Here is a 26,203-nt window from a genome sequence, read left to right as displayed (position 1 = left end):
ACAAGCGCTCAGGCCGCGGCCAGCAGCCGCTTCCGGCGGGCTTTCGCCAGACGCGTTCCGATCAGTCCCTGGCGGGGGCTGAAAAGATACACGACGGCGAACACCACGCCCTGGGTGAGGACCACCATGGCGCCCGAGGCTGTGTCCAGGTAGTAGCTCAGGTAGATACCGGCCACGGAACACACCACTGAGATCACCGGCGCGATGACCAGCATCCGGGAGAAGCGGTCCGTCAGCAGGTAGGCCGTTGCGCCGGGGATGATCAGCATGGCGACCACCAGCACCACGCCCACTGTCTGCAGTGCCACCACCGAGGTCAGGGCCAGCAGGCCAAGGAGCAATGCGCCAAGTCTGCGTGGCGAGAGTCCGATCGCGTGGGCATGCGTGGGGTCGAAAGCGTAGAGCGTGAGATCCCGGCGTTTGAGGATCAGGATCGCGAAGGCCACCACCCCAAGGACCACCACCTGGATGAGGTCCGGCACGCTGACGCCCAGCAGGTTTCCGAAGATGATGTGGTTCAGGTCGGTCTGGCTGGGAGTCACGGAAATCAGCACCAGGCCCAGCGCAAACAGCGAGGTGAACACAATCCCGATCGCAGCGTCCTCCTTCACCCGGCTGGTATTGCGGACCACGCCGATCAACGTCACCGCAATGAGGGCGAACACCAGGGCACCCAGGGCGAACGGCGCACCGACGATGTAGGCGAGGACGACGCCGGGCAGCACCGCGTGGGAGACGGCGTCACCCATCAGCGACCACCCGATCAGGACCAGCCAGCAACTCAGGACGGCACAAACGACTGCGGCGATGGCGGTGGTTGCCAGCGCGCGGACCATGAAGTCGTAGGTGAGCGGTTCCAGGAGAAATTCCATGGCCTAGCCCCTGTTCATGACGTCGAGGCCGAAGGCCATGGCAAGGTTTTCCGGCTGGAGCACCACCTCCGGGCTCCCGTGCATGAGCACTTTCCGCATCAGGAGCACGGCTTCGTCGCAGAGTTGCGGAAGCGCATGGAGGTCATGGGTGGAGATCAGGATGGTGGCGCCGTCCTCAGCCAGTTCGCGGAGGAGCCTGGTGATGGTGGCCTCTGAACGTTTATCTACGCCCGCGAAGGGTTCATCCAGCAGCATCATGGTGGCCCCTTGGGCGATGCCCCGGGCCACGAAGGCGCGTTTCTTCTGTCCGCCGGACAACTGACCGATCTGCCGGTCGGCGAACTCGCTGAGTTCCACGCGTTCCAAGGCATGCTCGACGGCGTCCCGGTCGGCTTTGCGGGGCCGGCGCGTGAATCCAAGGTGCCCGTAACGGCCCATCATCACCACATCGCGGACGGACAACGGGAAGGCCCAGTCCACGTCCTCGCTTTGGGGGACGTAGCCAATGCCGGCCTCCTTGCGCATCTTCATGGGCGGTTCCCCGTTGATGAGCACGCGTCCGGAGTCGGGCTTCACCATGCCCATGATTGCTTTGAAAAGCGTGGACTTTCCCGAGCCGTTCATGCCCACCAAACCGCAGATGCGCGAGTGTTCCAACGTCAGGGAGGCCGAGTCCAGGGCGAGGACCTCACCGTAGTGGACAGTGACATTCTCAACAGAGATGGCCGGAGTGCTCATGGCTTTCCTCCCGTGAGTGCCGTGGTGATGACTTTCGCGTCGTGGCGTATCAGGTCCAGGTAGGTGGGAACGGGACCATCTGCCTCGGACAGCGAGTCGACGTACAGCGTCCCACCGAACGTAGCGTCCGTGGCGCCCACTACTTGCTGCATGGGCGCATCCGAAACAGTGGATTCACAGAACACGGCTGGAACCTGGTTGTCCTTCACGAACCCGATGGCCCGTGTGATCTGCTGCGGCGTGGCCTGTTGCTCCGCGTTGACAGCCCAGATGTAGACCTCTTTGAGACCGGCATCGCGGGCCAGGTAGGAGAACGCCCCTTCGCAGGTGACCAGCGCCCTTTGATTCTCCGAGAGGACGGACAATTTGGACACCATTTCGTCCTGAACGCTTTGGAGTTGCGCGTTGTAGGCCTTCGCGTTGGCCTCGAACTCCGCGGCGTGGGCCGGTGCCAGCTTGGCGAAGGCTTTGGCCATGTTGTTGGCGTAAATCTGGACATTCTTGGGCGACATCCACGCGTGCGGATTCGGCTTCCCCTGGTACGAATCCTCGGCGATGGGCATGACGTCCACTCCATCGCTCACCACTGCGTGGGGTACGTCCAGGTCTTCCACGAACTGAGCAAACCAGGCCTCAAGATTGAGTCCGTTGTCCAGGATGAGGTCGGCCTGGGCGGCTTTGCGGATATCTCCCGGCGTTGGCTCGTAACCGTGGATTTCCGCACCGGCCTTGGTGATGGAATCCACGCGGAGCTTGTCCCCGGCCACGTTGCCGGCCACATCGGCCAACACCGTGAATGTTGTGAGCACCACTGGTCTGTCATCCCCACCTGCGGTGGAATTGCCGCCGCAGGCAGATACCCCCAGCCCGAGAGCCAGGACGGCAGCTGCGGCGGCGAAACGGCGGACGTCTTTGGCGCACCGAAACAAAAAGTTAGGCATACCGAAAAGTGTAGCCAAGCGAGGCTCTTCCAGCAAAGCTAGGCTGGTCACATGGGCACTCTTTCCACCAAGGCAACTCTGTACAGGTTCTCTGCCCTCGATGCCATTGCCGTGGCCGCCTATCTTGGCTTCACTGCATACTTCACCCTTGACGGCGAAGGGGTGGAACGGCTGATGCTGCAGTTGTTTGCCGACCCCGCCACGGCGTCCTACGCCGTCAACGCGATCTTCTATGCCGGCGTCGGAATATTCGCGGTGGCGTCTGCTTGGCGCGTGGCCGGCCGCGACCTCAGGATCCTGGGCACCCGTCCGTGGTTCACGCTGGGCATGGTCCCCCTCGCCATCGTGGTCATGCTGATTTTGACGGCCATCCTGGTGGCGGCGTTCGGCACCGCCCAAAGTTCGCAGAACCAAGTGGGCATTCAGGGCCTGCTGCAGCAGGTACCGGCATGGCTGATGGTGCCGCTGCTGGTGATCCTTGGACCGTTCGTTGAGGAATACCTCTTCCGGCACCTGTTGATCGGCAAGTTGTCACGGTATCTGAACATCTGGGTGTGCTGCGCCATCTCCGTGCTGGTCTTCGCCTCCATCCACGTGGTGGGCCGGGAGGGCCTGGCGTTATCTGCCTTGGCACCCTATCTGGGCATGGCCGTGGTGCTGGTTGCGGTCTACGTCTGGACCGGAAAGAACCTGATGTTCTCCTACTTTGTCCATGCCACCAAGAACCTCATGGCGGTGGTGCTCATCTACGCCATTCCGCCCGAACTGTTGCCCAGCTAGGACACACTCCTCCCCCTTATCGCCAAGCGGACGCTCCCCGACGTCCTCCCGGTGATGTAAACCTTCACGCCGTCCGTTGCATTGGTGCCCGCCAGGTAGCGATACGCCTCCCCAGGGTTGTAAGCCGGAGGGTTGTCCGCGTCGGCCGCGATGCCGGGACCAAACTCGATCACGTCCTCTCCCACCCGGTACTCCCCTGTCCCTGTCGTCAACTGGTAGGCGCCTGGCTGGCCGCGGGTCTCCTCCTCCACCCCGGACAGCAAACCACCCGGCCTGAACGTCAACTCGATGGCGAACGATGTGTGTGCACCCTCAAAGCCCAGCTCAAGTTCCACCGTGCCTTCAGCCATCTGCGGGATCACCGTAATGGATGTGGCCAGGCGGTGCTCCACGGCAGGCCGGTTCCCGAAGTCCATGCCCGCGCTGAACCTGCCCTCATGACCCAGCGCGTAGAGGCCGTCCTCCCGGTGCTTATCAACAGGAAGGGGCAGGTAGAAATTTGCCGAAACGTCCTCGGTCAGGCGAACGCCGGAACCGCGGAGGGTGACCCCTTGGCTGCGGAATGGGCCAAGGTCAAAAAAGCTCCTGGAGAGCCGTACATCCGTCAACACCGCGTCGCCGTGGGCGAACCGGAGGAAGGTGGGATTGCTGGCGAGTCCCGACCCAACACCGGAGGCTACGTCGTCGCAGCCGCCAAAGATGGTAGCCACACAGCGGGCCTCGCGGTAACGGTGGATCCCGCAGCTTGAGAGGACAGCATGGCCGGGGGTCATTGCCGCCGGGAGCTCTCCGCCGCCCAACGCCGATTCCCGCTCAGGCAGCTGGAGGTGGAGCCAAGGGTCCAGACGGGTCCTCGCCAACGCCTTGGCCGGTTCCAACAACGGAAACTGCCGGAGCCAGGCCGCAGCTGCGGCAAAGTCCCCGTTACCGTCCTGGCTGGCGAGCCTGCGGTACAACAGCTGAAAGGCCTCGCCGTTGAAACGGAACCACTGGTCCTGGCGCCGGGAGAACAAGGACTCCGTGACGCCATCACTGCTGAACCATGGCAGGAAGGCGGCCAGGTTGGCCCGGACGTGCTCCAGGAGTTCAGGCCTGTTGGCGTGGTCGGCAATGGCCACCAAGGACGGGTTGGTCACCGCACTGGCATAGAGGGGACTCCGTTCGGAGTACATGCCGTCCGGCAATTGGTCGACTCCTTCGGCAAGCCACTGGTCAATGCGCTGCAATATCTCCGGGCGGGGCACACCTTCGGACTGATGCAGGGAATGTATCCGCGCCAGCGCGGCGCACAGCTCCCAACGATGGTTGGGCGTGTGCACTCCCCCTGTGAGCAGGGCGTCGGTAATACGTCCGACGACGGCGCGCAGCCGGGTGGCGATCTCGGCCAGCCCGCCGCCGGCAGAAAGTCCAGCGGGCGCATCCATGATCTCCAGGGCCATGCACGCATCGTTGATAGTGAAGGCCGAGTCCGGCGGGGAGCTCAGGTTGGTGCCGTCGAACAGGCCAGTGGGTCCTTGCAGGTACTCAAGCCGTGCGACGCACCCCATCATCAGCCCGGGAAGCCCCGCCGAAAGGTAGTGGCGGGAGTCGGGCTGGGTGTAGACAGTGGCCATGGCCAGCAACCTGCCCATGGCGGGACGATGCGCCAAAGCCGCCGCCCCGCCGTCGGGCGCGTCCACCAGGGTGTCGATGGAGCGGTCCGCGGCGTCCACCAACCCGCTGATAAAAGCAGGGGCATCTTCCATCACCAGGTGATGATTCATCGGAGCACTAGTCCTTCAGTCCGGCGCTGACATCAGCATTGAGTACGTATCTCTGGAACACCGCAAAGACCAGCACCAAGGGCAGGATGGAGATGACCGATGCTCCCAGCAGAACGGGCCAATCGATGTTCTCCGCACCCACAATGCTCCGGAGCGCCACCTGCAGGGTGTACCACTTGGGATCGTTCAACACGATCAACGGCCAGATGTAGTCGTTCCACCGCCACTGGAAAGAAAAGATGGCCAACGTAAACAGGATCGGCTTGGACAGCGGCAGCATGATGCGGAAGAAAATGGCAAGCTCGCTCGCGCCATCGATCCGGGCAGAGTGCAGCAGGTCATCCGGAACAGTGAGGAAGAACTGGCGGAACATGAAGACCCCGGTGGCTGTCAGCACCGACGGCACAATGATGCCCGCCAGGGAGTTGTAGAGGCCCAGATCCCGGATCACCGAGAAGGTGGGATTAAGGATCACTTCGGTAGGCAGCATGGTGGTGGCCAGGATGCACACGAAAAACAGCCGTGTGCCCTTGTTGTTGTACTTGGCCAGCGCGTAGCCGGTGCAGGCGCTGAAGAACACCGTCAGCACAGTGGTGACCAGGGCAACCGTGGCAGTGTTCAGGAAGTATCTGGCGAAATCAACGCGTTCCCACGCATCCACAAACCCCTGGAACGTCCATTCACGGGGAAGCATGGACAGCGGATAACTGAAAAGCTCACTGCCCGGCTTGAACGAGCTGAGGAGGAACCACAGCAGCGGGAGGGCATAGATGGCCACAATGACCCACAACACGGCCGTCAGCGGAGCGGACATCTTCTTCGGGTTGGCCCGGGCTCTGCGGTTTCCCCGCGGGGCACTTCCACGCGGGGCAGCAGTGGGGGGCATCTTGGTAGCTGTTGCCATGGTTCAGCCCTTCTTCTTGTTGAAGCGCAGCTGGATGAGCGCGATGGCCAACAAGACCACCATCAGCACCATGGAGGCCGCACTGGCGTAGCCCACCTTGGATTGCTCAAAGCCGGTCTTGTAGATGTACTGGACGATCAAGGTGTTCTCGGTTCCCGGACCACCATTGGTGAGCGCCTGGATCATGGCGAACTCCTTCATGGCGTGGATGGTGGACAGCAGGATCACCATGAACGACGTCGGCGCGATGCCGGGCAGGATGATGTGGCGGAACCGTTGCCACGCGTTGGCTCCGTCCAGTTCGGCCGCCTCCAGAAGAGCCTCCGGTATGTTCTTCAAGGCAGCAATGAACAGCAGCATGTTAAAGGCCGTTCCGCCCCAGGCCGAGGCGAAAATGACCACCATCAGTGCGAGGTTGCCATTGCTGGACCAAGGAACAGGGCTCCCGCCCACCGTGGAGATCACGAAATTGACGAAGCCGAAGTCCTGGCCGAACATCCACTTCCAGATGACACCCACCACGATTGGAGAGATCAGCCAGGGGAGGAAGATGATCACCTTGGCTGCGGTCCTCCCCCTGGTGGCTTTGCTCACCAACAGTGAGGCAATGCCGAGGGAAGACACGTACACCAAGGGCACTGACAGTACGGTGTACAGGAATGTCCGGGTCAGCGCCGCATAGAACGTGCTGTCCGCAAACAGTTTCTGAAAGTTGGCCAAGCCAATGAAGTTCAGCTTGCCAACGCCGCGGTAGTCCGTGAACGAATAGATCAGTCCAAGGGCACCGGGCCAGACGAAGAACACCAGGAACAGCACCACGTTGACGCCGATGAGGATCAGGGGAGCAATCACATAGCGGTTGCGCCGCCGCTGCCGGGACTTGCTCCGCACCACAGGTGAGCCAGGCATTTCCGGCTTCAGCGCCGGGCTCAGGGTCGAATTGGCCATGGCCTAGGCTCCGTTGTAAAGCTTCACGATGTTCTCCACCGTGGTCTTGGCATCCTGGCTGCCGCCCAGCATCTTCACCGTTTCCTCCCTCAACGGATCACCGGAGAAGGGGGTCTCAGCGTAGGCTTCGGCCACGACGCGCTTGATGGCGTTGTCACCCTTGGCCTCGTTTCCGGCGATCTGCTGCTGGTAGAGCTCGAAGGAGGCCTGCTGGAAGGGGTACTTCACTGTGAGGCTTTCCTTGACCGGCAAGTAGCCGCCGATTTGTGCGAATTCGGTGTAGTTCGCGTCGTCATAGAACCAGTCGATGAACTTTTTGGCTTCCTCATCGGCCCCAGTGTCCTTGAACGCCACCATGAAGCCGCCACCGAGATTGGTGGCGTTGACTACCTTCCTGGGGAGCGGCACGGACAACCATTCAAAGTCCTTGATGTTCTTGTTGAAGTCCGCAACCTGCCAACTGCCCGAGTAGTAGGCAGCCACCTGCCCGCTCTTGAACATGGCATTGCCGTCCTCGCCGCTAAGCCACACGGACTTGGGCATGGTGGCGTCGTCATTGATTTTCTGAAAGTACTCAAGGGTCTCCACGGCTTGGTCGTCCCACGCGTACTTATCCCCGTTCTTGGCGAAGGCGTCACTGCCGAACTGGTACATCATGGCGCGGAGGCGGTGGCCGGAACGGTCCATCACCACTCCGTACTTGGCTCCGGCCTTCTCGCGGACCTGGTTCACGGCTACCACGAATTCGTCCCAGGTCCAGCTGTTTTCGATGGCGGTGGGATAGGCCACCCCGGCTTTGTCGAAGAGGCTCTTGTTCACAAACAGGCCTACGGCGGTGAGGTCCGACGGGATGGCCGGGAGTGTTCCATCCGGTGCCGTCTGCAGGAACTTTTCATCGATGTTCCTCGCCTTCGCGATATCGCTGAGGTCCTGGAGTTGGTTGACCCAGATAGGGTCCAGGCCTGTCACCCGGGCCAGCGCCGGGAGGTCGTTGGCAGTGGCTGCGTTCTTCAGCTTGGTGGTGATGTCCGCGGTGGGTACATCCACCACCTCAATGGTGATTCCTGTGGCTTCCTTGTATTTCGCGGCGGCGGCCGCGAAGGCTCCGCCCTGGTTGGTATCCCCGGAAAGTACCAACTGGAGGGTCTTGGCTCCTCCATCAGTGGAGGCACCCCCGCCCCCACAGGCAGAAAGACCAACGGCAAGGGCTGAGAGGCCCAAGGCCGTCAATCCGAACTGCCGGCGGCTGATGCTGGAGATGCGTGTCTGCTCTGACAATGCTCTGTCCTTTTCTCACGGGGCTTGCCGGCCATGGCGGCCTGGCTAAGGAAGCAGGGCGCGGTTCCGGAGGCCGCACTGGCTGCTAGGAAAAGCCTTTCCTGCACCAACTGTGATCTATGTCATGACAATATGTCAAGATAATGTGCGCACATTTTCCAACGTTGGAGAAAATCACTCCCTTTCAGCGGCCAGCCGTCCCAACCAGGACCGGAACTGACCGCGAAGCCCTACCCAGCCCCCAGCGCGGGGAATAGCTTAGGGGCATGACACTCAACATCCAGGTAGTCGTCGACTGCCAAAAGCCCCATGTGCTGGCCGATTGGTGGGCCCAGACCCTCGAGTGGAACGTAGAACCACAGGACGAGGCATTCATCCGCTCCATGATCGAGCAAGGGTTCGCCACCGAAGACCAGACCATCACTCACAACGGCAAGCTCGTGTGGGCCGAAGGCTGCGCGATCGTTCCCGCCGAAGACACCGATCCCAAGACGGGCCGGCGCATACTGTTCCAGACAGACCCGCATCAAAAGAGCGTCAAGAACCGGGTTCACTGGGACGTGAGACTGGACGGCAGGGACAAGGACGTGGTGCGCAAGGAACTGGAAGCCCGCGGCGCCAAACACCTCTGGACAGCCAACCAAGGACCGCACGAATGGCACACCATGGCCGACCCCGAGGGCAACGAGTTCTGCATCAGCTAAGGCCATTACTAGACTCGGACTGTGAACAACCATCTCCCCGCCAAGGTTTCCGACGTCTTTGACCCCTCGCGCTGGCGCACTGTATCCGGCTTCGACGACTTCAAGGACATGACCTACCACCGGCAGGTTGAACGCTCGGCGGACGGCACAGTCAAGGACCTTCCCACGGTCCGTATCGCCTTCAACCGCCCCGAGGTGCGCAATGCGTTCCGCCCGGGCACCGTTGACGAGCTCTACCGGGCCATGGACCACGCCCGCATGACACCGGACGTCGCCACGGTTCTCCTCACGGGCAACGGACCGTCCGAGAAGGACGGCGGCCACTCATTCTGCTCCGGCGGCGACCAACGGATCCGTGGACGGGACGGCTACCGCTATGCAGAGGGGGAAACCCAGGAGAGCATCGATCCCGCCCGTGCCGGCAGGCTCCACATCCTTGAAGTCCAGCGGCTCATGCGGACCATGCCCAAGGTGGTCATCGCCGTCGTCAATGGTTGGGCGGCGGGCGGCGGCCACTCGCTGCACGTGGTCAGCGACCTCACCATCGCTTCGCGCCAGCACGGCAAGTTCAAGCAGACAGACGCCACGGTGGGAAGTTTCGATGCCGGATACGGCTCTGCGCTGCTGGCCCGCCAGATCGGACAAAAAGCCGCGCGCGAAATCTTCTTCCTGGCCCGCGAATACTCCGCTGAAGACATGGTCACCATGGGTGCCGTCAACGAGGCCGTGGATCACGAGCGCCTGGAAGAAGTCGCTTTGGAATACGCGGCGGACATCGCCCGTCAATCCCCCCAGGCCATCCGCATGCTCAAGTTCGCCTTCAACCTGGCCGACGACGGCTTGGCCGGCCAGCAGGTGTTCGCCGGCGAAGCCACCCGCCTGGCCTACATGACCGACGAAGCCGTTGAAGGCAAGGAAGCGTTCCTCCAGAAGCGCGACCCCGACTGGTCAAACTTCCCCTACTACTTCTAGGACTCACCCGTGGACATCGATCCCATACTGAAGGCCTTGATGGCTGCCCTCCACGGTGAGGGCCCCGCCGTCGAAATCGTCGTGGATGAAGACGGCGTGCCGCGCGCGGTTCCGGTGGAGACCCACGTGGACGAGGCAGCCGTGGTGGTCCGCACCTCTGGATCCACGGGGACACCCAAGGCGACCGTCCTCACTGTTGACGCCCTCGCAGCATCCTCCGTGTCCACGGCCATGGCGCTGCGCGGCGAAGGCCAGTGGCTGCTGGCGCTCCCGCTGCAGTACGTGGCCGGCGTTCAGGTCCTGGTCCGCTCGCTCTACGCCGGCACGCGTCCGTGGGTAATGGACCAAGCGAACGGCTTCACCCCCGAGGCCTTCACCGCTGCCGCTGAGGAATTGACGGACAAGATCCGTTTCACGTCCCTGGTGCCCACGCAATTGCAACGGCTCCTGGACTCCCCCGCGCCGGAAACCCTCGCCGTGCTCCGTCGCTTCAACGCCATCCTCCTGGGTGGCGCCCCGGCGTCCCCGGATTTGCTGGCCACCGCACACGCCGAAGGCCTCACTGTGGTCACCACCTACGGCTCAGCTGAGACCTGCGGCGGGTGTGTCTACGACGGTGAGCCCCTTGACGGCGTCGAGGTCCGCATCGGCGAAGGCGAGTTGGAAGGCCGCGTTCTTCTGGGTGGCGATACCGTGGCGGCGGGCTACCTGGACGCCGCCCGCGCCTCAAAGGCAGCGTTCTTCGAGGAAGACGGCGTCCGCTGGTACATCACCGGCGACCTCGGCGAACTGTCCGACGACGGCAAACTCACCGTGCTGGGCCGTGCCGACGACGTCATCATTACCGGCGGCGTCAAAGCCTCCGCCGCGTACATCCAAAGCAAGCTCGAAGAACTCGACGACGTCACCGCGGCCTTCGTTGCCGGCGTCCCGTCGCGCGAATGGGGACAAGCCGTTGCGGCGTACGTGGCAGTGAAGGACCCCAGCCCTGACGGAATCAAAGGTTTCACGTCCCGCCGCGAGGCCGCGCTCGGCAAACTGGCACCCAAGACCGTGCTGGCGGACAAGGAATTGCTCATGCTCCCCAACGGAAAACCGGACCGGATGGCCATGATTGACCGGCTTTCCGAGCTGCATCAGGGACAATAGACACGTTCTTCCCCCGCACACCTGACTTAAGATCAACCGCGAAATACACGAGGTACTACACGTGGCGACAGCTGCACAATGGATTCAAGGAGCCCGGCTCCGCACACTGCCCGCGGCGATCGCGCCCGTCCTGATCGGTTCGGCAGCAGCGTACGAACTCCAGGCTTTCCGGCTGCCGAACGCGATCCTGGCTGCACTGGTTGCCTTGCTGCTCCAAATCGGCGTGAACTACGCCAACGACTACTCCGACGGAATCCGCGGCACCGATGAAGACCGGGTGGGTCCCCTGCGCCTGGTCGGTTCCGGCGCCGCGAAGCCGGAGCAAGTTAAGTGGGCTGCGTTCGCCCTGTTCGGAGCAGCAATGGTGTGTGGCCTGATTCTGGTCATCATGACGCAGGCCTGGTGGCTGATCCTGGTGGGCATCGGCTGTGTCCTGGCAGCCTGGGGCTACACCGGGGGCAAGAACCCCTACGGCTACATGGGCCTCGGCGACGTCTTCGTGTTCGTGTTCTTCGGTCTGGTGGCCACGCTGGGCACCACGTATACGCAGGCCGGCCAGGTGAGCCTGGCCGCCGTGATCGGTGCGATCGGCACAGGCTTGATTGCCTGTGCCCTCCTGATGGCCAACAACGTCAGGGACATCCCCACGGATACGGCTGCCGGCAAACGGACCTTGGCCGTTCGGCTTGGTGACCGCCACGCTCGTGAGAGCTACGTGCTGATGCTGGCCGTCGCCATCCTGCTGGTGATCGTCCTGGCTCCCACCAAACCGTGGATGCTGATCGTGCTGCTGCTGATCCCGGCATGCCTGATGCCGGCATGGCTCATGGTCAACGGCAAGAAGCGCAAGAGCCTCATCCCCGTGCTCAAACAGACCGGCCTGATCAACCTCGGATACAGCCTGTTGTTCTCACTGGGCCTGGTCCTGAGCCAGGGCTTCTAGGTTCTTTTCGTCCGCGTGTTTGTACAGCTAACGCCCCCAGGAAGGCTTCTTGGGGGCGTTAGCTGTACAAAAACGTCTTAAAGGGTGCCGGGGCGTTTGTCGTTGTTGACGGCGATGCCCGGGTTTTTCTCTACCAGGCCGTCCTCCGCTGCGGCGTCTTCCACCTCGCCTGCGGTCCGGATGGGCTTGGCACGCCCCGAGAAACGTTCGCGCATGCTGGCCGTGGCGGCATCGCGCTGTTTCTGGAAGAACAGGTAGCTGATGGCGAAAGCCATGAGCCCAGCGAACACAGCCGCCGGCAGCAGACCCACCTGCAAAAGAGCGAACACGATGAACAACGGCACAAAAAGCGCCAGACGGATGAGGGAATACTTCAGGAAAGCCACCATCCAAGTTTAGCCGTGATGGTTGCACTCTGATCACGGCAAGGATCCAGCGTCCAGTCAAGGGCTTCCGGCGACTAGACTTGGTGCATGCTCCGCGTTGTAGGCGTCGTCGTCGTCCTTGTTGTCTTCGTCTATGCCCTGGTGGATGTTATCCGCACGGACAGCCACCAAACACGCGGCATTTCCAAACCCGCCTGGATCATCGTCATGATCGTGCTTCCGCTGCTGGGAGCAATCCTCTGGTTCATTTTCGGCAGGCCCTACGGCAAACCCTCGGCACAGCCTGTCCGCCGCCATCCCACGGCGCCGGACGACGACCCCGAGTTCCTCCGCAATCTGGAAACCCGCCGCCGCAACCAGGCCGAAGACGAGCGGCTGAAGAAGCTCAAGGCTGACCTCGAAGCCAAGGAGCGCGAGCTCGGTGGCAAGCCGTCAGAGGGCACCGGCGATGCCAAGAACAAAGGTTTCCAAGCCGGCGATGCCAAACGCAGCGAGCCGGACCCCCATGACACCGACGAACTGAAGTAGGCACTCATGGCCCAGCAAGCTGATGGTTCACGGCGATCGCCCTCCCCCACACCATCAGCCAACGGGCCATCAGCACCACCACCCCGGCCGGGAATCTCCCTGTCCGTCCCGCCGCCCATCACCGCCGTTGTGAAGCCACCCGGTCCCGCAAGGCTCTCGCGCTCCTTGTGGGTGGCGAGCTTCGTGGCAGGGATCGCCGTCGTGGTGACCGGATTCCTGGGCCGCGACTCCCACTTTGAACGCCTGAAAGGCGTGATCGGGGGCATGGTCCCCGATGGCGACGCCCAGGCAGTGGACGGCGCCACCGCCGTCGTATTCCTCGGAAGCCTCACGATGCTTGCGCTGGTGGTGGTCATGGAAGCTGTCCTGCTGGCAGTACTTTTCAAACGACGCACCTGGGCGCGATGGGCGCTGGCACCCGTGGTCCTCCTCCACGCGGTGGTGACCGTCATTACCGCAGACTTTGTGGTGGCCCCGGGGGCGGACGGCGCCATGGCCATTGTGCTGTTGGCTGCCCAATTCATCCTGGCCGCGGCTGGGCTGATCCTGTTGTTCCTGCCATCCACCACCACCTGGTTACTCAGCGAACGGCGGGTATAGCGGCCAGCATCCCTTCGCAGCTGCGCAGGACAATGCGGCAGGCGTCCAGTGCCGCCGGTTCTGTCAGGGGATTTTCCGCGATCAGCCGCCACCGGTTCAAACAGCTCCGGGCGGCCTGGCTGATCTGGTCCGGGCCGGCCTCGGGATCCAGCCCGAGCCGCAGCGCCGGTGTACTGCCACGTCCGCCCACCAGGCGTTCGGCTTCTGCCTCTTGCTCGCCAGCCAGTCCTACGCCGCCCGTCCTCAGCGCTGCAAGGAGCTTCAACTCCCGGAACTCGTGGGCACTGCTTTGGAGCCGTTCCAAAGCACCTTTCAGCGGTTCCACGCGCTCTTTGGATGACTCGCGCAGCAATGACTCCAAGCCAACGACGGCGGCACGCGCCTTGAGCGCGTCAGCCCGCGTTTGGAACAAGCGGCTGATGGTATCGAGGAGTACGCCCAGACCGCTGCGCCGGGCGAATTCGTGGGCCAGCTCGGTGGGATTGCTGGTTCCACCCCGGATCAAGGCAACACCGAGCCTGATCCCGAACAGGCCAAACCTGTTGACGAGGGATTCCTTGGTGGCCTGATCCAGTCCGGCGGGCCCGGCAGTGCGCACAAAGCGGTCCGCTGATAACATCATCCGCTCACGCTGGTTCCTGTCCATCTGTGCCAACATATTCATCGCGTCGAAGTCGGCCTGCCGCATGGTCCGCGAGCTTTGTGCCAGCAACCCTGCCACCGGGACGACGCCCAACGCCAGAGGCCTAAGATTCTGGTCCTGGCTGTATCTTTCGGCGATGACGGCCGCAGAGATGAGCGAATCGATCCTGCCGGCGCCGATCTCGTCGGCCCTGGACAGGACGGCCAAGGCATTGACGGAACCGGATTGGCCTGCGGCGGTGTCCTTGAAGGATTCCAGGAACCTGACATCGGAAGCATGCAGGTGCCGCATGAGGTAGATAACGGCATCCGCTGCCATCGGGGCATCCTCGGGAAGCAGGAAAGCGGTGGCCCGCCCGGAGACGTCCTGCGACAGCGAGGCTATGCCCGGGGTGTCAATCAGCGTGAGATTGCGCAGGCCGGCAGATGGCCAGTCCACCACCAGCCGATCCACGTTCTCTGCTTGGAATTCCCCCAATGAGAACACCAAACGGCCATCCTCGCGGGTCACCGGCAGCGACGTAGGGCCGCCCACAAACGGGTAGAGCGTGATGCGTGGTGTGTGACCGTAGCGGTACCACGTGACAATCCGTGTGCACTCCCCGGCGTCGGTAGGTGCAATCTCCTCGCCGATGATCGCGTTCAGGAGCGTCGACTTCCCGGCCTTGACCATACCCGCCACGGCTACACGGAGCGGCCCGGCCAGCCTGTTGTCCAGGTCGTCCACCACTGCGAGCGCCGCCACGTCACCGTGGAAGACCTCTCTTGCCTGTCGCAGGAGCTCCGCGGCTCCCGCGATGCCCGTGTCTATCATCCCGTGGGCACCGCCGACGCCGTTGTGGGCGAGATCAGTTGAGTGGGCACGTCTTCCTGGAGCTGCTGCGCGGCCTTACCCAGAGCTTCCACGGCCTTGAGCTGGTTCCTGATCTCCTTAATCCTCAGGTCCCGTTCCACGGCATAGGTGGCTGCAGCTTTCTGGGCGGCCGCCACGGATTCCGTGAGGGAACGGTGGTGTTCCTCGGCAATCTCCGTGAAGTGGTCCCGGGTGGCACGCTGGACCAGCCTCAACCGGTCCTTGAGTTGCTTTCCCACCTGGAACACCACATCGTCCACTTGCTTGCGGACAAGAACCTTTGCCTCGGCCTGGCGCCGCTTCAGGCGGGCTTCCTGTTCCTCACGGTAGGCCTTCCTGCCCAGGAGGAGCCCTGCGCCCACGGACAACGGGTTAATGAGGGCCATGCCGAAAATGCCGGTCAGGAGGCCGAACATGAGGACCCCACCGTAGGACCCACGCATGCCAATAAGTACCTTTTGCAGTGGTCCCAAACGGCCGTCTTCCATGGCTTGGAGGTCGGCAACGGGATCAAGGACGCCTCCGGTATCAGCCACCTTCAGCGCAGGCAGGGCAACTTCCTCCTCGGAGAAATGCTCCGCAACTTGCCCGGCCAGCCATTGGGCGCGTTCACTGGTCCACACGAACGTCTCAGAAACGGCTGCGGCCGTGCTTTGCTCAAGCCATTGGGTGAATTGGTCCCAGGCCGGCCCAGGATCGCCGTGGTCTATTGCTGTTTCGGCCTCGCGCTGAATCCTCCGGAGCCTGTCCTTGAGGTCGTATTCCATATCCGCAATGAGATCGCCAATGCCATCATTGAGGGTGATCTGCCACCGCGCGAAACGTTTGCGCAACGCGTCAGCGTCTTCCTTCGCCGCCTTCAAGCCGGCGATCATCCGGGGCGTTCCCTCGGGATTCTCCAAAGCCCCCAGCTCGGAATGAAGGGCCAATCCCAGGTGCTCCGTCACGGACAGGACGTCGTGCCCTACAGAGCGCCGTTGGATTCGGGCGGCACCTCCCACGATGTGGTTCCGCAGGTGGGCGATGAGCGCGGGAAACCCGGATTCTTCGTTCAACTCAGTGTCCTGGAGCCGTGCTGCCTGAAGTCGCAGCTCGGAGGAGACCGGGAACAGGGGAATGTCCGGTGCCACGCCTGACAAATGCCCTTTGTCCAAATCCGCGATCTGCCGCCACGTTGGATAGAGATCCGTCTTGGACAGCACGCAGGCGACGTTGGGGCTGACGCGCATTGCCTGGCCAAGAAACCGCATTTCCGGTTCGGTGTATTCCTGGGAGGCATCGGAGACAAACACCATGGCATGCGCTGAAGGCAGCGCTGTCAGGGTGGTCAGTGTGTGAGTGGATCCCAGGCCGCCAACACCTGGTGAATCCACAATGGTCAACCCACCTGCCAGCAGCTTCCGCGGCAGTGAGACCTCGGCCGCCACGATGTTCTTCGCATTTCCGGGATTGCCTTTCTCCGAGACGTAGTCCGCCAGGTCATTGAGGCTCACTGCCTGCCGTTCCAGGCCGCTGTCGGGCCCGGCCGCCTCGCCTTCCGGGCTGGCATCGGCACGGCTTCCTTCGTGGGTGGGAACCAGGACAACGGCCGACGCCGGATCCCCCTGCCGTACCACCGTGGGCACTGTGGTGGCGATGTCGTCATCAACAGGGCAGACGGGGGCGTTCACCAAGGCGTTGATGAGTTGGCTTTTGCCTTGTTTGAACTCCCCCACCACAATGACCCGGACACTGGGATCGCCCAGGCGGTTGAGGGTATTTTCCAGCCGCCGTCTCAGGTCATTGCGATCCCCCACCAAGGCGATTGCCTGCTCTACCAGGGTGGTCATGCGTGCTGTTTCAGCCACGGACTGTCCTTTGCTCTCTGCCCCTCGGGTTGGAAGTCCACGAAGTGCCCGGCAGGTTGTTGAACACCTGCCGGGCACTGCTGGGGACCATGTGTTTGGTATTGGCTACATCGGTGGTGGCGGCGGGCCTGCCGGGCCGCCGTCGAGGTCCACATCCACGTCGTTGTCGGCAACCACGATCGAGTCGTCGATGTCGTTGAATTCGAGTTCGTTGTCCTCGATGTTGGTGTAATCCACATCCAGCTCGTTGTCGGCCACCACGATGCTGTCCTGGATATTGGTGAGTTCAACATCCACATCGCCCACCTCAACATCGGTGGAGTTGTCATTGAACGAGTCAGCAATGTTCACGGAGTTGTCCGAGTTATCGGAGTTGTCCGTCACGGAGTTATCCGAATTGTCCGAGTTATCCACAGAGTTGTCGTTGAACGAATCGGAGATATTGACCGAGTTGTCCGAGTTGTCCGTGTGCGTGGAGTTGTCCTCGTTGAAGGAGTCCTCGATGTCCACGTCAACGTCAACATCCGTGTTGTAGGAGTCGTCGGTGTTGTAGGAGTCCTTGGTGACGGAGTGATCGGAATTGTCGTTGAACGAATCCTTGACCTCGATGTCCGTGTTGCCCACCTCAACGTCGCCGTCACCGGACTCGCTGATGTTCACCGAGTTATCCGTCGAGTGATCATTGGTGGTGGTGGTGTTGCCGGAGTCCTTCACATCGTCGCCGGCTGCAATGGCACCATCGCCGGAAGCAACCACTGCGTCCTGGTTGAAGAGCTGGGTGACGTCGCCATCGGCCCAGATGTTCTGGTTGACGGATTGGTCGGTGATCGTGTCGCGGTCGTCGATGTTGGTGGTGTAGGAGTAGTTGTTCACCACATGGACCAACTGCTGAACGGCGTGTGCATGGTCATCCCAGTCGCCACCACCGCCACCGCCACCGCCGTGGCCGTGATCGTCGTCGTCATCCCAGTCACCGCCACCGCCACCGCCGTGGCCGTGATCGTCGTCATCATCCCAGCCGCCACCGCCACCGCCGCCTCCCCCGTGGCCGTGATCGTCGTCGTCATCCCAGCCGCCGGTGTTGCCGTTGCCCCCACCGTGGGAGGGAGCCGGGTGGCCGCCGGTGGCGCCGCCGCCACCCGTTGAGGCGTGGTTTCCGCCGGTGTTGTATTCGCGGTCGAATGACGAACGTGCGTTGATGGGCGCGTAGTCCAGGACCACCGGACGAACAGCGTCGACGTCTGCCGAGGAAACGTCCCGGAGGCCGGCTGCGGCGAGGGCCGCTTCGGGATCGCGTACGAATTCTTCGGCGGCATCAGGATCGTTGAACAGGCTCATCAGGAACTGCACGAGCTGTTGTGCGAGTGTTGGCATTTCAGTGCTCCCTCAAACTCTGTGGTGGGTGGTAATTGGCCCGGCGCCTTTGCCGGGCTCCCCTTCAACGTAGGGCCGGGGAGTGGGACGGGGCATCGGGGGTAGTCCCCCTGCCGGGGGCCCATCGTTAGGGGATCACGGGGTTTTTCGTTAGGGGGTGGGGGGTGCTTCACCTCAGGGAGGAGGGTACCCCTCCCCCAAGGCGACGCGGAGGCGGACCATCAGCTCGGAGCGGCTTTCGGCGCCCAGGCGCCTGCGCATCCGGGCCACATGGTGCTCCGCCGTCCGGGGCGAAATGTAGATGGCTTCTCCGATCTCGCGGTAGGTTTTGCCCTCCAGGAGCAGCCTTCCCACTTCCCGTTCCCTGGCGCTCAGCCCGGTTGGGTCCGTGGTCACCGCGATGGCGTTATCTGAGAGACCCTGGGAGCGTGCTTCCCCGCGCCCGTCATCGCCCCGCCCGGGCACTCCGCCTGGCGGGGAGCCTTGCGGATGGATGTCCCTGGCGCACGCCAGCAGCCTCACCATGTCGCGACGTTCCTCCGCGTGCGCTGCGGCGTGGCCCGCCAAGCGCGCGCCCTCCCACGGCATGCCGACGGCGGCCAACCCACGGGCCACTGCTTCGACGTCGGACGCTTCAAAGCGGCTGGCCAGAACCGACACCCATGCCTTGCCACCCGCGGCGAGAACCGATGCCAGATGACTGTGTCCGGAAGCCCGCACCAGCGCAGCGGCATGCGGGGCCAGCTCTGCCGGGCTTTCGCTCAGCAAGGCGGCCTGAACAGCAGCCCAGTGCAGGGGTACGGACCACAGAGGCGGATTCCCCAATCCGGCCAACAGATCCCACGCACCGCCCACGTAGTGCGACACACGTCGTGTTTCCCTAAGCCGGGCCGCAGCGATCATCAGTTCACCCCACGGCAGGAGGCTGTAGAGGTCCACTGACACGTGCATCATGGCTTCCCGGGCCCGTTCCCATGCCAGCACCAGCTGGTGTACTTCGCTTCCGCGCCTGGCCAGGCCCACCTCCAATGCCGCCAACAAGAACTCATCCCGTGGTGCCAGCGACCAGTGGTTGGCCTTGACGGCCTCATTGATGGCCAATCGCGCCTCATCAGCGTTGTCCTGTTGCATCATGGACCACGCCTGGAGCAGGAACAGCCTGGGCCGGGCAACATCTCCGCCCTGTCCCGCAGTCAACGCGGCATGAAGCACGTGGGAAGCCACGACGGGCTCCCCACTGTGGAGCGCGCATAAGGCAGCCAACGCGCCGGGAGTCTCAGCCAAGGGAAGTGCGCCCCCTGCAGCGTTCATCATGTCCGACGCCCTGATGAGCTCCGGCAGAGCCAGTTGTGGGTCCGGACCCAGGGTTCGGCGAAGTCCTTCCTGGGTGAGCGACAACGCCACAGCCAGGAGGGTGGGCGAACCGGCAGGCCGGCTGACGGTAAGGAGTTGCTCCGCCTCCGCAGCGTTGCCGGAACCGATCAGCGCCACAGCCGCCAGTGGGGCCGAGCCCGCCATTCTGTCCGCACCCAGCCATGTGTAGGTATCCGCGCTGCGGGAGAGCATCCCGCGTTGGGCCCACACTGCAGCCGCCACGTCCACACCCAAGCGAAGGTCAGGTGGCTCAGGCAACGCCAGGAGCCTGTCCACGATCCTGCCCGCGGCGTCAAGGTCTCCTGTTGCCGCTGCTGCCTGGGCCCGCCGGGCCGCGTACGTGAGTTCCTGGCCGCCCGCAAGGAGCGCTTCAGCGAACAGGTCCATGGCAAGCTGCGGATCCGTGTCCACCGCTTTCTCTGCTGAACGCTCCAGCTCCGCAGCAACCCGGGAATCCTGCAGCCCGCTCTTGGCGAGGTCCCGGGCCAGGTCGCCCAGAGCCCGGCCGTCCGCCAGGACTTTGTCCACCAACTCCCTCTGCAGTGCGCGAAGGCGGCCTGTGGGGGTGCCTTGCAGCAAGGCGTACTGGGCTGTCCCCACCACCGAGCCATCGGAGTGCAGCAAGCCGGCGTCCTTGGCGGCCGCGATGACCTGATCCAGCCCGTCATGGCCTTCGACGCCGTCAGGCAGCGGCCCAGGAAGGGTGAAACCTACGGAGAGGGCCAGCAGCAGTTCGCGGACGGCCAAGGAATCCGCTGCCGGTTCCGGGGCTATGGGTAGTTCCGGGACTACGGGTAGTCCCGGCTCCATAGCGGCGGGAGCTTCATCGAGCGGGTGATCGTCCGCACCGGGCGGGTGGTGCCCGGGCTTATGGTCGTGTCCCGTCATGGACTACACCGCCAGGAGCAGCGCTGGATCCGGAGCAGGACTGGATTCCGTTGGCAGGGGCGTGGGATCCAGCGTGACGGGTGGTGGTGTGGGTGCCTGGGAGAGCGTTGGATCCGGTGACGGTGGCACGGGGTCCTGAGTGACCGTGGGCTCGGGCTGCGGAACAGTCGGTTCGGGCGATGGCGGCGGTGTGACCGGATCCGCCGGGGTGGTGGGAGGCGTTGTTGGTTCGGTCACTGGCGGTGTGGTGGGCGGAGGGGTCACGGGCGGAGGGGTAGGCCCGCTGGCCGCGCCGCCGGTCGGAATCGGAGCCGGCGTGGTGGGCGTTGTGGCGGGGGTGCCGGGAGTGGTGGCCGTCCCAGGCACCGCGGGGGTAGTGGCACTGCCGGTGGCAGCACCCGGAGTGGTGACCGGTCCCGCCACCGCGCCCGCCGCTGTCCCCGATCCCGTGCCTGTACTGCCCTTTCCTGCGGTGGCAGTTCCTGGCCGGGCCGGGCTCTTCCCGGCCCTGGTGACCCCGGTGCCTGCACCCGCTTCGAGTCCCGCCGAGGCATTTCCGGTAGCCGCGGCATCAGCACCGTTGGCCTGCGACGCGGCGGCTTGGGCCCCCGCGCCTTGCGCACCGGCGTCACGCATGACGTCGGCGGCCTGATTGCCGAACATCGTTGCCAGCAGGCCAGCCCCATCGGGACTTTGAGCCGCCGTCGCCGTCACGATCGTCAGCGCGGTTGCAGCTGCGGCCGCGGCCGCGGCCATCCGCACGCGGGGCCTGGGAGCATGCTTGCCAGCTTTGGCGGACGCAGCTTTCAGACCGGTCAAGGTGGGCGCGTTCCTCACGAGGTGCGGCCGCTCCAACGCGGCGGTAGCCGATGCTGCGGTCACCGACGCTGCGCCGGCCTCTGCTGCATCCACCCCGGCGGCTCCCGTGGACGGCAACCCGGCCACTGCCGCCCCCAGGCAGATGGAAGACTTGGGATCGGCGTCCACGGCGATCGGCCGGCCCAGTTCCACGGAAATCATCTCCGCCACCAGAGGAATCCGCGAGGATCCACCAATCAGCAGGACAGCGCTCAAATCCTGCGCGTCAACGTGGATGCTCCGCAGGCTTCGCACCAGCGCATCCACCGTGTCCCGGATAGGTGCTTCGATCATCGCTTCAAACTCGGAGCGAACCAGGCGGATGGACTGCTGAGTGCCCGGCAACGCCACGGCAACGCTGGCCTCACTGTCCATGGAGAGCGCTTCCTTGGCCTCCCGGCATTCCCGCCGTAACCGCGAAAGGGCTGCCAAGGTGTCCGGCGTGCTCGGGTCCACGTCCGCGGAAGCAGTGACGTGACCCATGACGTGACGTAGCACGGCGGCGTCGAAATCGGCTCCGCCCAGGGTTTCAATCCCGTCAGGACGGCCCAGCAGTTCGAAGTTGCCCGCACCGGCCTTGCGGAGGACGGCGGTATCGAACGTGCCACCGCCGAGGTCGTACACCGCGATGATGCTGCCGTTCTCCACCCGTGTCTGGGAGGCATAATGCAGGGCGGCCGCCTCGGGTTCACTGATCAGGGTGACATCCCGTAGACCGGCCACGTTCAGCGCGGCGAGGGTCAAAGAGGTTCGATGCTGCCCCCAGGCGGCGGGGTGCGTCATGATGATGGACGACGGCGAACTTCCCTCGCGTTCCTCGGCCCTGTCCACCACCCACCGGGCCATGGTGGCGTAGATGTCCTCCGCCGCCAGCCATTCCTCCCCCACGGCCAGCGGGACGGAGTCACCGATGCGGCGCTTGAATTCGCGGACCATCCGCTGGGGGTTGTCCAAACCGCGTCGCTCGGCTGCCTCCCCTACAAGGATCCGGCCATCATCTGCGTAGAAAAGCACGGAGGGCACGGCACTGCCGTGCAGTCCCAGCGGGAGGATTTCGGGTGTGGGGGTTGGACTCTGGTCAGGCTTAACCAGGGCTGCTGCGGTAAAACTTGTCCCGACGTCAATGGCGAGAACATAGCTCATGGTTACCTCGAAAAGAACACGACGCGTCGCTGGCGGGCTGCATCACAAGCGGGTTCTGAACAAGTTAGCACTTGCTGTAGGCGGGTGAAAGGCTCGGTTGCTTCACCGGGAAACGGTCATCGATGCCTGAGCCGGAGCGCTGGTGTAACGCCCCTGCTCAGGCCGGTGTGGAGCTTAGAGACCCGAGTATGAGTGAAGGCCGTTGAAAACGGTGTTCACCAGCGTGAAGTTGATGATGACGCAGGCGTAGCCCACAATCGACAACCATGCTGCTCGGGTTCCGGTCCAACCGCGGGTGGCACGGGCGTGCAGGTAGCCTGCGTAGACCACCCAGATCACGAACGTCCAGACTTCCTTGGGGTCCCAGCCCCAGAAACGGCCCCAGGCCTTTTCTGCCCAGATGGCGCCAAACATGAGGGTGAACGTCCAGCCGATAAACGCGATGGCGTTGATCCGGTAGGAGAGGTTTTCCAGGCTCAGCGCATTGGGGACAAGACGCATAAACCCAAGATTGTCGGCGCGGTTCGCTGCAAGGTTCTTCTGCCGGTAGGACTGCAGCAGCTGCAGTATGGACATGGCGAAGGTCAGCGTGAACAGGGCCGAAGAGAGCACCGCGATGGAGACGTGGATGATCAGCCAGTAGCTCTGCAGCGCCGGTACAAGGTGGCCAACCGGGGTCCAGAAAGCAGCCGAGGCCGCCACGAGCATGATGATGGCCAGGCCGATCACGAACGTGCCCAGGAACCGCAGGTCGCGGCGGATGAGGACAATGAGGAATACCGCCACGGCAACAAACGCGCCGGTGGTGAGGAACTCGTACATGTTGCCCCACGGCACGCGGCCTGCGCCGAAGGCACGGGTCACCACGCCCGCTCCGTGGATAAGGACCCCCAAAACCGTCAACGCCACTGCCACGCGGGCAGGTGCGCGGCGGACGCCACCGTACTTCATGTCGCCCGCGGCGGTGCCCCCCTCAACGGTGAGGCCCGACGTCGGACGCTCGGCTCGGCCGGCTGGCCCGCCGGCGTCGGGGGCGCCCAAGCCATCGCTGACGCGACCCGCGGCAACCGCTACTTTTTCGTTGGCGGAGCTGGCAGCGGCCTTGAGGTCCACAGCCCGGAGCATCTTGCTGCTCTTCGCCAGATCCCAGGCAAACGCAATGAAGGCCACGGTGTACGTGCCGGCGGCCAACAGCATGAACAGCTCGCTGTACTGGCCCAGGGTTTCGTTGATGACGGGCATTACTGGTCCTTCGAGGTTGAGGAAGAGACTGCTTTTGTTGTGCCAGTGTCCGGCGTCTCCGGGACGTTCCATTCCCGGGCAAAGATCTCGCGGAGGGCTGCTGCTTCGCCGGCCAGACGGTGGTCTTCACCGCGTGCCAGCAGGCCGTACTCCACCATCGTGCGGCCATCCGCGTGCGTTCCGGTGCGGACCCAGACGCGGCGGCGGTTGATGTAGAGGGACATGACCAGACCGGCAACGGCCAGGAAGCCGAAGATCAAGGCGTACAGCTGGCCGGGGTTGTGGTGGATGTCCACGCCGATGTACTTCTTGACGCCGTCAAAGGTGATGCTGCCCTTGCCTTCGGGCAGGTCCACCGTAGCCCCGGGCGTCAAAGTGATGCCGCCTGCCGCGAGGTCGCGGGCATTAAGCGGTTTCAAGTCCTTGATGTCCAGTTCGAACACGTTCTGGGGCACGCCCTTGTCCAGGCCGAGGTCTCCGTAGAAGGAATTCAGGCTCAGTTGGGGGTTGAAGAGTTCCGGGGAAGCGCTAAACGAGGTGCCGGTCTCAGTAACGAACGCCGTAGGAAGGAAGAACCCTACAAAGCCCAACTGTTCGGGCTTGGCGTCCGGAACCTTGATCACCACGGATGAGTAGTAGTTATCGCCCTGGACCTTGGCCGTGACGGGCCCTTGGAAGGCCACGTTGCCGTCACCATCGCGGACCGTCACCATGGGTGCGTATCCGTTGCCGGTGAGGTAGAGACTGGTGCCGCCAAGGGAAACGGGGTCGTTGACCTTGAGGACTTCCTTCTTGCCCGGCGCATCCGGGTTTTCCTTGGTGGTGACCTCGGCGGTGTAGTCGATGGGCTGGCCGGCTTTGCCCGGCGATTCGCGGTCGAACGTGGCCTCGAACTTGTCCAGCTGCATGGAGTACGGCTGGAGCGAGCTGCTCTGGAAGTTGGTGCCGGGTGTGAATTGGTCGTAGCCCACCAGGGTGTTGACGAAGGTTTCGCCTTCCACGAGGATCCGCTGCCCGCTGTACCCGTACAGGCCTCCGATGGCCACGGATACCAGCACACCGATCAGGGAGGTGTGGAACACCAGGTTGCCCACCTCCTTCAGGAAGCCGCGCTCGGCACCCAAGGACGGCAGCGCGCCGTCGACGTCTCTGACGTCAACGCGGTAGCCGCGCTTCTTGAGCAGCCCGGCGGCATCGTTGATGGCCTTCGACGCCGGGATCCCGGCGTCGGCGGGCAGGGCCAACGTGCCGTACTCAGGCAGGCGCGACAACCGCTTGGGGGTGCGCGGAGGCTGTGACTTCATGGCCTTGTAATGGGCGATTGCGCGAGGTGTCACGCAGCCGATCAGGGAGATGAACAGCAGGATGTAGATTGCCGAAAACCAGGCCGAAGAGTACACATCGTAAAGCTGCAAGGCATCCAGCAGTTGGCCATAGGACGGGTTGTCCTTAATGTACTGCGTGACCACGGAGGGGTTGGCGGGCCGTTGCGGGAACAGCGAACCTGGAACTGCGCCCACTGCAAGCAGGAGCAGCAGGAACAAGGCGGTGCGCATGCTGGTCAGCTGTGTCCAGGCCCACCGGAGCATGCCTTTGAAACCAAGTGCGGGCAGGGCTGCCTCGGACTTGGCCCGCTTGAGTTTTCCTTCGCCTGTTGTGCCTTCTGCGGAGGTGCTCTCAGCGGCTGGTGACTTCTTCTTGGCTTTCACGGACTCGCTCATCAGATTGGCAACTTCACATCGTTTTGGAACCAGTACTGCAACTCGGTCACCCAGGTTCCCCACACACCGGTGGCCATCAGGATGCCGAGCAAAATCAGGATGCCTCCGCCGATCCGCTGGATGGCCAGCCGATGCTTGCGGAAGAAGGACATCACCCCCATGCCCCGGCGGACGGCCAGAGCAATCAGGAGGAAAGGAATACCCAGCCCAAGGCTGTAAACGAACGCCAGGAGCGCGCCCTTGGCTGCCGACGAACCGCCGGACAAGCTCAGCAACTGTACCGCGGAGTACGTGGGACCTATACAAGGCGCCCAGCCCAGTCCGAACGTGAGCCCCAGGAGCGGCGCACCCCACAGGCCTGCCGGCGGTTTGGCGTGGATCTTCGCGTCCCGCTGCAGCCAGCCGAAGCCGCCCATGAACACCACACCCATGATGATCACCAGGATGCCCAGCAGTTGCGTGATCCAGGCGTTTTGCGGACCCGTCAGCAACGTTCCGAGCTGCCCGAAGGCACCGCCCAGGAGAACAAAAATCACCGAGAATCCCAGGACGAACAGCCCGATTCCGGCCAGCATGCGGCCGCGCCGCTGCTTTTGGAGGTCGACGCCGGTCAGTCCCGTGACGTAGCCAAGGTAACCAGGGACCAGCGGCAGCACGCACGGCGAAAGGAAGGAGACCAGCCCGGCCAGCAATGCCACCGGCACAGCCAGCAGCAGTGATCCGTTGAGGATCGTCTCGGCGAAAGGACTGTTCAT

The 26,203-nt window shown here is 63.5% G+C and carries 23 protein-coding genes; 7 read left to right on the top strand and 16 right to left on the bottom strand.

What is annotated here, in order from left to right; translation table 11 throughout:
• Window positions 1-8 precede the first annotated feature (8 nt).
• From BLW08_RS20275 to BLW08_RS20265, 3 genes are read right to left on the bottom strand one after another with little or no spacing between them, the layout of a single operon-like run.
• Window positions 9-872, bottom strand: coding sequence for a metal ABC transporter permease (locus BLW08_RS20275; protein WP_091327612.1), 864 nt, complete (start codon window positions 870-872; stop codon window positions 9-11).
• A 3-nt stretch (window positions 873-875) separates the two neighbouring features.
• Entirely contained in the window at window positions 876-1,610 is a 735-nt protein-coding gene (locus BLW08_RS20270; RefSeq protein WP_091327611.1) for a metal ABC transporter ATP-binding protein, read from the bottom strand.
• Window positions 1,607-2,551 carry a metal ABC transporter substrate-binding protein gene (locus BLW08_RS20265; protein ID WP_091327608.1) on the bottom strand — a complete coding sequence of 315 codons (945 nt, stop codon included), beginning with the start codon at window positions 2,549-2,551 and terminating at the stop codon, window positions 1,607-1,609. Before BLW08_RS20265 ends, BLW08_RS20270 begins: the two co-directional genes overlap by 4 nt.
• A 51-nt stretch (window positions 2,552-2,602) precedes the next feature.
• On the opposite strand from BLW08_RS20265, the gene BLW08_RS20260 reads away from it, so the two are divergent.
• A complete protein-coding gene (locus tag BLW08_RS20260) occupies window positions 2,603-3,331 on the top strand; it encodes a CPBP family intramembrane glutamic endopeptidase (protein ID WP_091327607.1) in 729 nt (242 codons plus the stop codon).
• On the opposite strand, the gene BLW08_RS20255 is transcribed toward BLW08_RS20260, so the two are convergent.
• Genes BLW08_RS20255 through BLW08_RS20240 form a run of 4 tightly spaced genes read right to left on the bottom strand, consistent with a single transcriptional unit; the run spans window position 3,328 to window position 8,224 of the window.
• Window positions 3,328-5,094: a hypothetical protein gene (locus tag BLW08_RS20255; protein WP_254779988.1), complete on the bottom strand. Its 1,767-nt coding sequence runs from the start codon at window positions 5,092-5,094 to the stop codon at window positions 3,328-3,330. The two genes, BLW08_RS20260 and BLW08_RS20255, sit on opposite strands and share 4 nt — an antisense overlap.
• 7 nt (window positions 5,095-5,101) lie before the next feature.
• Window positions 5,102-5,998 carry a carbohydrate ABC transporter permease gene (locus BLW08_RS20250; protein ID WP_254779987.1) on the bottom strand — a complete coding sequence of 299 codons (897 nt, stop codon included), beginning with the start codon at window positions 5,996-5,998 and terminating at the stop codon, window positions 5,102-5,104.
• 3 nt (window positions 5,999-6,001) lie between these two features.
• Window positions 6,002-6,946, bottom strand: coding sequence for a carbohydrate ABC transporter permease (locus BLW08_RS20245; protein WP_254779986.1), 945 nt, complete (start codon window positions 6,944-6,946; stop codon window positions 6,002-6,004).
• Window positions 6,947-6,949: 3 nt separating this feature from the next.
• Entirely contained in the window at window positions 6,950-8,224 is a 1,275-nt protein-coding gene (locus BLW08_RS20240; RefSeq protein ID WP_091327602.1) for an ABC transporter substrate-binding protein, read from the bottom strand.
• 266 nt (window positions 8,225-8,490) lie between these two features.
• Here BLW08_RS20240 and BLW08_RS20235 point away from each other — a divergent pair, with 266 nt between their 5' ends.
• From BLW08_RS20235 to BLW08_RS20220, 4 genes are all read left to right on the top strand, one after another.
• Window positions 8,491-8,928, top strand: coding sequence for a VOC family protein (locus BLW08_RS20235; RefSeq protein ID WP_091327599.1), 438 nt, complete (start codon window positions 8,491-8,493; stop codon window positions 8,926-8,928).
• Between the two features lie 21 nt (window positions 8,929-8,949).
• The gene (locus BLW08_RS20230) at window positions 8,950-9,900 is read left to right on the top strand and encodes a 1,4-dihydroxy-2-naphthoyl-CoA synthase (RefSeq protein WP_091327597.1); all 951 of its coding nucleotides are present in this window, start codon (window positions 8,950-8,952) and stop codon (window positions 9,898-9,900) included.
• Between the two features lie 9 nt (window positions 9,901-9,909).
• Complete coding sequence (locus BLW08_RS20225; protein WP_090816875.1) at window positions 9,910-11,049, top strand: AMP-binding protein; 1,140 nt, start codon at window positions 9,910-9,912, stop codon at window positions 11,047-11,049.
• Window positions 11,050-11,110: 61 nt separating this feature from the next.
• Complete coding sequence (locus tag BLW08_RS20220) at window positions 11,111-11,992, top strand: 1,4-dihydroxy-2-naphthoate polyprenyltransferase (protein WP_090816872.1); 882 nt, start codon at window positions 11,111-11,113, stop codon at window positions 11,990-11,992.
• 77 nt (window positions 11,993-12,069) lie between these two features.
• On the opposite strand, the gene BLW08_RS20215 is transcribed toward BLW08_RS20220, so the two are convergent.
• Window positions 12,070-12,381, bottom strand: a complete 312-nt coding sequence (locus BLW08_RS20215; protein ID WP_090816869.1) for a DUF4229 domain-containing protein — start codon at window positions 12,379-12,381, stop codon at window positions 12,070-12,072.
• An 84-nt stretch (window positions 12,382-12,465) separates the two neighbouring features.
• Between BLW08_RS20215 and BLW08_RS20210 the strand changes: the two genes are divergently transcribed.
• Together BLW08_RS20210 and BLW08_RS20205 are read left to right on the top strand one after the other, a co-directional pair.
• Window positions 12,466-12,906 (top strand): PLD nuclease N-terminal domain-containing protein, encoded by a 441-nt coding sequence (locus tag BLW08_RS20210; protein WP_090816866.1) that lies wholly within the window; start codon window positions 12,466-12,468, stop codon window positions 12,904-12,906.
• Between the two features lie 6 nt (window positions 12,907-12,912).
• On the top strand, window positions 12,913-13,506 hold the full coding sequence (locus BLW08_RS20205) for a hypothetical protein (protein ID WP_090816862.1): 594 nt from the start codon (window positions 12,913-12,915) through the stop codon (window positions 13,504-13,506).
• Here BLW08_RS20205 and BLW08_RS20200 read toward each other — a convergent pair.
• The 8 genes from BLW08_RS20200 to BLW08_RS20165 all read right to left on the bottom strand — a co-directional run bounded on the left by BLW08_RS20200 (window position 13,487) and on the right by BLW08_RS20165 (window position 26,203).
• On the bottom strand, window positions 13,487-14,962 hold the full coding sequence (locus tag BLW08_RS20200) for a dynamin family protein (RefSeq protein ID WP_091327594.1): 1,476 nt from the start codon (window positions 14,960-14,962) through the stop codon (window positions 13,487-13,489). The two genes, BLW08_RS20205 and BLW08_RS20200, sit on opposite strands and share 20 nt — an antisense overlap.
• Window positions 14,959-16,848 carry a dynamin family protein gene (locus tag BLW08_RS20195; RefSeq protein WP_091327591.1) on the bottom strand — a complete coding sequence of 630 codons (1,890 nt, stop codon included), beginning with the start codon at window positions 16,846-16,848 and terminating at the stop codon, window positions 14,959-14,961. Before BLW08_RS20195 ends, BLW08_RS20200 begins: the two co-directional genes overlap by 4 nt.
• Window positions 16,849-16,953: 105 nt before the next feature.
• On the bottom strand, window positions 16,954-18,222 hold the full coding sequence (locus tag BLW08_RS20190; RefSeq protein WP_091327588.1) for an IniB N-terminal domain-containing protein: 1,269 nt from the start codon (window positions 18,220-18,222) through the stop codon (window positions 16,954-16,956).
• A 174-nt stretch (window positions 18,223-18,396) separates the two neighbouring features.
• Complete coding sequence (locus tag BLW08_RS20185; protein ID WP_091327586.1) at window positions 18,397-20,484, bottom strand: LuxR C-terminal-related transcriptional regulator; 2,088 nt, start codon at window positions 20,482-20,484, stop codon at window positions 18,397-18,399.
• A 3-nt stretch (window positions 20,485-20,487) separates the two neighbouring features.
• Window positions 20,488-22,485 (bottom strand): Hsp70 family protein, encoded by a 1,998-nt coding sequence (locus tag BLW08_RS20180; protein WP_091327584.1) that lies wholly within the window; start codon window positions 22,483-22,485, stop codon window positions 20,488-20,490.
• 174 nt (window positions 22,486-22,659) lie between these two features.
• Window positions 22,660-23,727 (bottom strand): c-type cytochrome biogenesis protein CcsB, encoded by a 1,068-nt coding sequence (gene ccsB, locus BLW08_RS20175; RefSeq protein ID WP_091327582.1) that lies wholly within the window; start codon window positions 23,725-23,727, stop codon window positions 22,660-22,662.
• Entirely contained in the window at window positions 23,727-25,448 is a 1,722-nt protein-coding gene (locus BLW08_RS20170) for a cytochrome c biogenesis protein ResB (RefSeq protein WP_091327579.1), read from the bottom strand. Before BLW08_RS20170 ends, ccsB begins: the two co-directional genes overlap by 1 nt.
• Complete coding sequence (locus BLW08_RS20165; RefSeq protein ID WP_014922639.1) at window positions 25,448-26,203, bottom strand: cytochrome c biogenesis CcdA family protein; 756 nt, start codon at window positions 26,201-26,203, stop codon at window positions 25,448-25,450. The genes BLW08_RS20170 and BLW08_RS20165 overlap by 1 nt, the downstream gene beginning before the upstream one ends.

The organism is Arthrobacter sp. cf158, assembly GCF_900106835.1.
GTDB lineage: Bacteria > Actinomycetota > Actinomycetes > Actinomycetales > Micrococcaceae > Arthrobacter.
Note: the sequence above shows the minus strand (reverse complement) of the source record. Positions and strands in the feature narration are given on the sequence as shown.